The organism is Paraconexibacter sp., from assembly GCF_041602235.1.
Lineage (GTDB): Bacteria > Actinomycetota > Thermoleophilia > Solirubrobacterales > Solirubrobacteraceae > Paraconexibacter.
The window spans coordinates 1-7,267 of sequence record NZ_JBFIGP010000200.1; the positions used below are offsets into that span (position 1 = coordinate 1).

General features: G+C 73.8%; 6 protein-coding genes. 4 read left to right on the forward strand and 2 right to left on the reverse strand.

The genetic code is table 11. From position 1 onward, the window contains the following. Positions 1-773: glucosyl-3-phosphoglycerate synthase (locus ABYE80_RS14655; RefSeq protein WP_372791028.1), on the reverse strand; the 773-nt coding region annotated here is incomplete at its 3' end. Positions 774-952: 179 nt separating this feature from the next. Here ABYE80_RS14655 and ABYE80_RS14660 point away from each other — a divergent pair. Genes ABYE80_RS14660 through fdhD form a run of 4 tightly spaced genes read left to right on the forward strand, consistent with a single transcriptional unit; the run spans position 953 to position 6,222 of the window. Continuing rightward, positions 953-2,632 (forward strand): NAD(P)H-dependent oxidoreductase subunit E, encoded by a 1,680-nt coding sequence (locus tag ABYE80_RS14660; protein ID WP_372791030.1) that lies wholly within the window; start codon positions 953-955, stop codon positions 2,630-2,632. Then, entirely contained in the window at positions 2,629-3,321 is a 693-nt protein-coding gene (locus ABYE80_RS14665) for a 2Fe-2S iron-sulfur cluster-binding protein (RefSeq protein ID WP_372791031.1), read from the forward strand. The genes ABYE80_RS14660 and ABYE80_RS14665 overlap by 4 nt, the downstream gene beginning before the upstream one ends. Next, positions 3,318-5,414 (forward strand): formate dehydrogenase subunit alpha, encoded by a 2,097-nt coding sequence (fdhF, locus tag ABYE80_RS14670; RefSeq protein WP_372791032.1) that lies wholly within the window; start codon positions 3,318-3,320, stop codon positions 5,412-5,414. Before ABYE80_RS14665 ends, fdhF begins: the two co-directional genes overlap by 4 nt. 10 nt (positions 5,415-5,424) lie before the next feature. After that, the gene (fdhD, locus tag ABYE80_RS14675) at positions 5,425-6,222 is read left to right on the forward strand and encodes a formate dehydrogenase accessory sulfurtransferase FdhD (protein ID WP_372791033.1); all 798 of its coding nucleotides are present in this window, start codon (positions 5,425-5,427) and stop codon (positions 6,220-6,222) included. A 36-nt stretch (positions 6,223-6,258) separates the two neighbouring features. Here fdhD and ABYE80_RS14680 read toward each other — a convergent pair. Next, on the reverse strand, positions 6,259-7,267 hold a 1,009-nt coding region (locus ABYE80_RS14680), incomplete at its 5' end, for a WD40/YVTN/BNR-like repeat-containing protein (protein WP_372791034.1).

Genomic DNA, 7,267 nt, shown 5'->3' on the forward strand with positions numbered 1-7,267 from the left:
GGGCGCACCTCGTCCGGCACGGTGTCGATCCCCGCGGCCTTGTCGAGGATCACGTCCGCGACGACGCGCGCCATGTCGTGCAGCGCCTCCAGCGGCTGGTGCGCGTTGCGTCGCACCTCGAGATCGGCCTGCGCGATCGCGTCCCGCCCGCAGGCGCGCAGGGTGTCGATCAGCAGGCCGACGTCGACGCCGTAACCGAGGTGGAAGGGGAGCGACCACAGGAGCTCGCGATCGACCGCGATCTCCCCGGCGAGCGGCTGGCGGATGTCGGCGAGCTCGGGGAAGAACCTGCGCAGGAGGGGCCGCGCGGTCAGCTCGGTGACGCGCCCGCCGCCGGTCGGGAGCTCCACGTCGCCCACCGTGAACGGGCGACGGTAGTAGCCCTTCACGAACCGCACCCGCGGGTCGGACCGCAGGGGTGCGAGGAGTCCGGTCACCAGGCGCGGCGAGGGGTCGGCGGTGTCGGCGTCGAGGTAGACGATCGTGTCGCCCTCGAGGACCGAGAGGGCGCGCCACATCGCGTCGCCCTTGCCGCGCACCGGACCGAGATGCGGCACGAGCGAGGACTGGTCGTACACGGTCGCGCCGGCGTCGCGGGCGATTCGCGCCGTCGCGTCGGTCGAGTCGTCGACGACCACGATCTCGTGGACCAGGCCGAGCGTCCGCAGGTGCGAGCAGCAGCGTACGAGCGGACCGATGGTGGCCTCCTCGTTGCGCGCGGGGAGGCAGACGGAGACCGTACGGCCGGGGACGGACAGGGGTGCGTTGGTCACGAATCGAGGCCCCCGCGGATGTCCCCCGACGACGCTGGTGGCAGGGCGCGCGGGAAGGAAGTACGGACGCCGCGCTGTGCTGCCACGGCGTCAGCACTCCGGATACCCGCGTCACCGGCGCAGGAAACCCGCCTCGAGATCCACGCGGGTCCCGGTTGCCAACCGCACGCGGGCGCGGGATGCTCGCAGTCGTGCCGAACAACCTCGTGGAGCTGGTCCGCCGCCATCACGCCGTCCCGGCCCCGACGGTCCTGGACCTGTTGAGCGCCGCCGCGGCAGGCGGCTCCGGCACGGTCACGGCGGAGCACGTTCGCGACGTGGCGGCCCGCACGGGCGTGCCGGAGGCGACCGTCCACGGCGTGTCGACCTTCTACGACGACCTCCTCACGCCCCGGGGCGACCGCCACGTGCGCGTGTGCACCGGCACGGCCTGCTTCGCCGCGTGCGGCGAGGACCACGTCCGGCGCCTGGAGGACGGGCTCGGGGTCGCGGTCGGCGAGTGCGCGCAGGACGGGTCGGTCTCGCTGGCGGAGACCGTCTGCCTCGGCTACTGCCACAGCGCTCCCGCCGTCCGTGTCGGCGACACCGTCGACGCCGGTCCCGGCGCGGTGGACCGCGTGCTCGCCGGCGCGTCCGCACCGGCCGCCGAACCGCCGCTCCGCAGCCTGCTGGACCGCCCGGTGCTGACACGGCCCGGCGACTGGTCGGGCCTGCGCCGGGCGCTGGGCGGCATGAGCCCCGCGCAGCTGCTCGACGCCGTCGAGGAGGCCGGGCTGCGCGGGCGCGGTGGCGCGGGCTTCTCGACCGGGGCCAAGTGGCGGTTCGCCGCGAACGCCCCCGGGACCCGGAAGTTCGTCGTGGTCAACGGCGACGAGGGAGACCCCGGCTCCTACATCGACAAGGCGCTGATGGAGGGCAACCCGGAGCTCCTCATCGAGGGCATGGCGCTCGCGGGGTACGCCGTCGGCGCCGACCACGGCTTCGTGCTCGTCCGGTCGGAGTACCCGCGCTCGAAGCCGGCGCTCGAGGCCGCGGTCGCGCGCGCCCACGCGGCGGGCCTGCTGGGCAGCGACATCCTCGGCAGCGGGTTCAGCTTCGACGTGACGATCGTCCTCGGCGCGGGCTCCTACGTCGTCGGCGAGGAGACGGCCCTGCTGGCGTGCCTGGAAGGCCTGCGGGGCACGGTCTCGGCACGACCCCCGTTCCCCGCGCAGGAGGGCCTCTTCGGACTCCCGACCGTCGTCAACAACGTGGAGACCCTCTGCAACGTGCCCGTCATCGCCGCGTGCGGCCCGCAGGCGTTCCAGGAGCTCTCCCCCGACTCGCCGACGGCCGGCAGCAAGCTCGTCTGCTTCAACGAGCGCTTCGCGAACCCCGGGGTCGTCGAGGTGCCGTTCGGGACGACGGTCCGGCAGTTGTGCGAGGAGGTGGGTGGCGGCCTGCGCGACGGCCGAACGATCAAGGCCGTGCAGATCGGCGGGCCGCTGGGCGGCATCCTGCCCGCGTCGCTGCTGGACACCCCGTTCGATCTCCACACGCTCCCGGAGGTCGGCGCGATGGTCGGGCACGGGTCCATCCTCGCCTTCGACGAGACGACCGACATGCGCGAGGTCACCCGCCACCTCCTCCGCTTCGGGGCCCACGAGAGCTGCGGGAAGTGCTTCCCCTGTCGCATCGGGCTGCACCGGGCCCACGAGGAGTTCGCCGCGCCCCCCGGGGCCGCGCCGATCGACCGCGCGCGCCTGGAGGCCCTCCTCGAAGCACTCGAGGTCGGCAGCCTCTGCGCGCACGGCAGCGGGATGCCCGCGCCGATCCGGTCGCTCATCACGCACTTCGAGCAGGAGCTCGGCCTGGCATGAGCGACCGCCTGTCCGTGACCGTGGACGGCACCGCCGTCGAGGTGCCCCCGGGCAGCACGGTGCTGCAGGCCGCCCGCGCGGCCGGCCACCCCGTCCCGGTGCTCTGCTTCGACGACCGCCTGACCCCGTTCGGCGCGTGCCGGGTGTGCCTCGTCGGCGTCGAGGGACGCGACGGGGGGATGGACGTCATCGCCTCCTGCACCACGCCGGCCCGGGACGGCATGGTCGTCCACACGCGGGAGGACCGCGCGCGCCGCGTCGCCGCAGCGGTCGTCGAGCTGGTCCTCTCCGAGCTCCCGACGCCACCCGCCCCCCACACCGAGCTCGCCGCCGTCGCCCGCGAGTTCGACCTGGAGCCGGGCGCGCTGCGCTGGACCGGGGAGCAGCGCGCGGTCCGCCACGACACCCGCCACCCCTACCTCGCGCTGCAGCACGAGCTCTGCATCAGCTGCGGGCGCTGCGTCCGCGCCTGCGACGAGATCCAGGGCACGTTCGCGCTGACGGCGGTGGGCCGCGGCTTCCACGCCGGGATCGCCGCCGGGATCGACGAGGGCTTCCGGGACTCGGCCTGCGTCTCCTGCGGGGCGTGCGCCGACACCTGCCCGACCGACGCCATCACCGAGCTCTCGCTCCTGGATCTCGCCACCGAGCGGGCCCAGGCCGCCGCCCCGAACGGAGCACCCGCATGAGCGACCCCCGCTTCGACGCCACCGTCCCGACCACCTGCGGCTACTGCGGCGTCGGCTGCCGCCTGGAGGCCCACGTCGCCGGGGACCGCGTGCGGTCGATCACTCCGGCCCTCGACGGACCCGCCAACGAGGGACACACCTGCCTCAAGGGCCGATTCGCGCATCAGTTCTCCCGTCACCGCGAGCGGCTGACCACGCCGCTCATCCGGGACCGCGCCGGGACCCTGCGACCGGCCACGTGGGAGCAGGCGTTCGGACGGATCGTCGACGAGCTGCAGCGGATCAAGGGCGCCCATGGACCGGACGCGATCGCCGGGCTCGCCTCGAGCCGCGCGACCAACGAGGACTGCTGGGTGATGGCCCGCCTGATGCGCGCCGCGATCGGCACCAACAACATCGACAACTGCTCGCGCGTCTGTCACTCGCCGACCTCCTACGCGTTGCGCAAGGCCCTGGGCCTGTCCGGCGCGACCGGGTCGTTTCGCGACATCGACCACGCCGACGCCGCGATCCTGATCGGCGCGAACCCCACGGAGGGGCATCCGGTGGTCGGGGCCCGGATCAAGCAGGCCGCGCTCCGCGGCCTGCAGCTCGTCACGATCGACCCGCGGCGCATCGAGCTGTCCGACCACGCCGTGCTGCACCTCGCGCCCCGGCCCGGCACGAACGCCGCCGTGATGCTCGGCCTGGCCCACGTCGTCCTGCGCGAAGGCCTCACCGACGAGCCGTTCATCGCGGCGCGGACCCGCGGCTGGGACGAGGCACGCTCGCTGATCGAGCAGTACGACCCGGACGAGGTCCAGCGCATCACCGGCGTTCCCGCCGGCGACCTGGAGTCCGCGGCGCTCGTCTACGCGCAGGCGCCCGACGCCGCGATTCTCTGGGGGCTCGGGGTGACCGAGCACAAGTACGGCTCGGAGGTCGTGCAGCTCATCTGCAACCTCGCGCTGATGACGGGCAAGATCGGCCGTCCCGGTTCCGCCCTGCTGCCGCTGCGCGGGCAGAACAACGTGCAGGGGTCCTCCGACATGGGCGCCCTGCCCGACACGTACTCCGACTACCGGCCCGTCACCGACGAGGCGACGGCCCGCGCCTTCGAGACGCGGTGGGGCGTGCCGCTGTCCCGCCGCAAGGGCATGACGATCCCGCAGATGTTCGACGCCGCGGTCGCGGGCGACCTGAAGGCGATGTACATCTTCGGCGAGGACGTCGCCCAGACGGACCCGGACACCCATCACGTCGTCGCCGCCCTCGAGCGTCTGGAGTTCGTGGTCTGCCAGGACATCTTCGAGACGGAGACGACGCGGCACGCCGATGTCGTCCTGCCCGCCTCGTCCTTCCTGGAGAAGACCGGCACCTTCACCAACGCCGAGCGGCGCGTGCAGCTCGTCGGCGCGGCGATCACACCTCCGGGCGAGGCGCGGACCGACTTCGCCATCCTCACGGAGCTGTCCGCGCGGCTCGGCCACGACATGGGTCTCGCCACTCCCGCCGAGGCCATGCACGAGATCGCGGCGCTCACCCCGAACTTCGCCGGCGTCAGCCACGCGCGCGTCGGTCGCACCGGGCTCCAGTGGCCCGTGGCCGCGGACGGGACCGACTCCCCGACGCTCTACGGGCAGCGGTTCGCCCACCCCGACGGCCTCGCCGCCTTCGCCGCCCTGCCCCATCGCGAGCCCGGTGACCAGACCGACGAGGAGTTCCCCCTCGTGCTGATCACGGGGCGGCGGCTCCAGCACTACAACGCCGGCACGATGACCCGCCGCACCGCCAACCTCGAGCTGCAGGACGGTGACTGGCTGGAGATCCACCCCGCGGATGCGGCGCGTCTTGGCGTCACCGACGGCCAGCGCGTGGAGGTGCGCTCGCGGACCGGCCGGATCGAGACCGACGCGCGGATCACCGAGCGGATCGAGCCGGGGGCGGTGTTCACCGCCTTCCACTTCCCCGAGATCCGCACGAACGTGCTCGTCGGATCGAGCGCCGACGTCAACACCTCCTGCCCGGAGTACAAGGTCGTCGCGGTGGCCGTCACCCCCTTCGACGAGGAACCCGCGATGCGTCCGGCGCTCGGCGAGCCGGCCGCGGCGTGAGCGCCACGCGATGACGGCGGGCGGTCCGCTCATCCCGGAGCGCGCGGTCGCGCAGAGCGTCGCGACCGTGATGCGCGACGGTGAGCGCGACGCGGTCGCCGTCGAGGAGCCGCTGGAGATCCGCGTCGACGGCGCGCCGCTCGTGGTCACGATGCGCACGCCCGGGCACGACGAGGAGCTGGCCCTCGGGTTCCTGGTCACCGAGACGCTGATCGACCGGGTGCACGCGGCGGGGCCCAGTCCCGACATGGCGAACAACGTCGTCGACGTCGCCGGTCCGCTGCTGCGGGATCCCGGCTCGCGATCGTTCTCCACCTCGTCCTCCTGCGGCGTGTGCGGGAAGGGCGCCCTGGAGGAGGTGGCGTTGCACGCCCCGGACCTCCCGGACGGGCCGCTGGCGGGCGGGCTGCTCGACCGCGACCTGCTGGCGGCCCTGCCCGACGGTCTGCGTCAGCCCGGCTTCCTGCGGACCGGCGGGATGCACGCGACCGGGCTCTTCGACCCGTCGGGCGACCTGCTGCTCCTGCGGGAGGACGTCGGCCGCCACAACGCGATGGACAAGGTGATCGGTCGGGCGCTGCTCGACGGCGCGCTCCCGCTGCACGACCGCATCCTCTGCGTGAGCGGCCGTCTGTCGTTCGAGCTCGTGCAGAAGGCCGCGGTCGCCGGCGCCCCGGTGCTCGTCGGCGTGGGGGCGCCGACGTCGCTCGCCGTGTCGCTGGCGGCCGACCGCGGGATGACCCTGTGCGGCTTCGCCCGAGGACACAGCGTCGCGGTCTACGCCGACCGCGGGCGCATCCGCGCCTGAGGAGACGCCGGGGTGGCTACGCCACACCGGCTCCGCTCACCGCGTCGCGCTCACCGAGTAGACGGGTGGCAGCCGCGAGGCGGCCGACGACCAGGAGCCGCCCGCGTCGGCAGACCCGAACACGTCGCCCGAGGTGGCGCCGAAGTACAGCTCGAAGTCCGCGTCGTCGCCCGCGCGGTCGAACGCCTCGCGGAGGACCGTCAGGTAGGCGTGCGTCCCCGGCAGGCCGTCGTCCAGGCGCGCCCAGCTCGCGCCCGCGTCCCGGGTCGCCCAGACGGAGACGGCCCCGTCCGGGGTCACGCGGTCCGTGTCGGCCGTCAACGGGATCACGTAGGCGCTGTCGGCGTCGGTCGGGTCCAGGGCAATCGGGAAGCCGAAGTCCGAGGGCAGCCCGGCCGCGATGTCCGTCCACGAGCGTCCGGCGTCGTCCGAGCGGTAGACGCCACCATGGAACTGCATGAACAGGCGCTCCGGGCGTGTCGGCGCCCGGTGGAGCCGGTGGACGCACAGGGCGATCTCCTCGTCTGCGGGCTCCTCGGGCAGGTACCGCGGGACGAGCCCCTCGTTGCCGCGCGTCCAGCTGCGCCCGCCGTCCTCCGTGAGCCACACCCCGGTGGCGGACATCGCCAGGGCGAGGCGGTCGGGATCGTCCGGCCAGGTCGCGATGGTGTGCAGGGCCAGGCCGCCGCCACCGGGATGCCACTGCGGTCGCGTCGGGTGCCCCCACAGGGCCCGGTTCAGGCTCCAGGACGCTCCGTCGTCGTGGCTCTCGAACAGGACACCCGGGTCGCCGCCGGCGTACAGCGTGCAGGGAGCCTCCCCCGGCACGATCACCCAGATCCGCTCGAGCGCGAGGTCTCCGCCCTCCGGGAGCGCCAGACCCGCCGCCTGCTGCCAGTCACCACCCGGGTCGTCCGTGAAGAAGATCTTCGGGCCGTAGAACGGCGACGTGAGCGCGGCGAACACCCGACCGCTGCGGCGATCGCGGACCGCGTACTCCACCGGTTCGCCCGCGAACGCCCGGGCCGTCACCGCGAACCCGGAC

Coding starts and splice junctions, on each gene's coding strand:
- ABYE80_RS14660 (WP_372791030.1), top strand. CDS start 953: ATGCTCGCAGTCGTGCCGAACAACCTCGTGGAGCTGGTCCGCCGCCAT.
- ABYE80_RS14665 (WP_372791031.1), top strand. CDS start 2,629: ATGAGCGACCGCCTGTCCGTGACCGTGGACGGCACCGCCGTCGAGGTG.
- fdhF (WP_372791032.1), top strand. CDS start 3,318: ATGAGCGACCCCCGCTTCGACGCCACCGTCCCGACCACCTGCGGCTAC.
- fdhD (WP_372791033.1), top strand. CDS start 5,425: ATGACGGCGGGCGGTCCGCTCATCCCGGAGCGCGCGGTCGCGCAGAGC.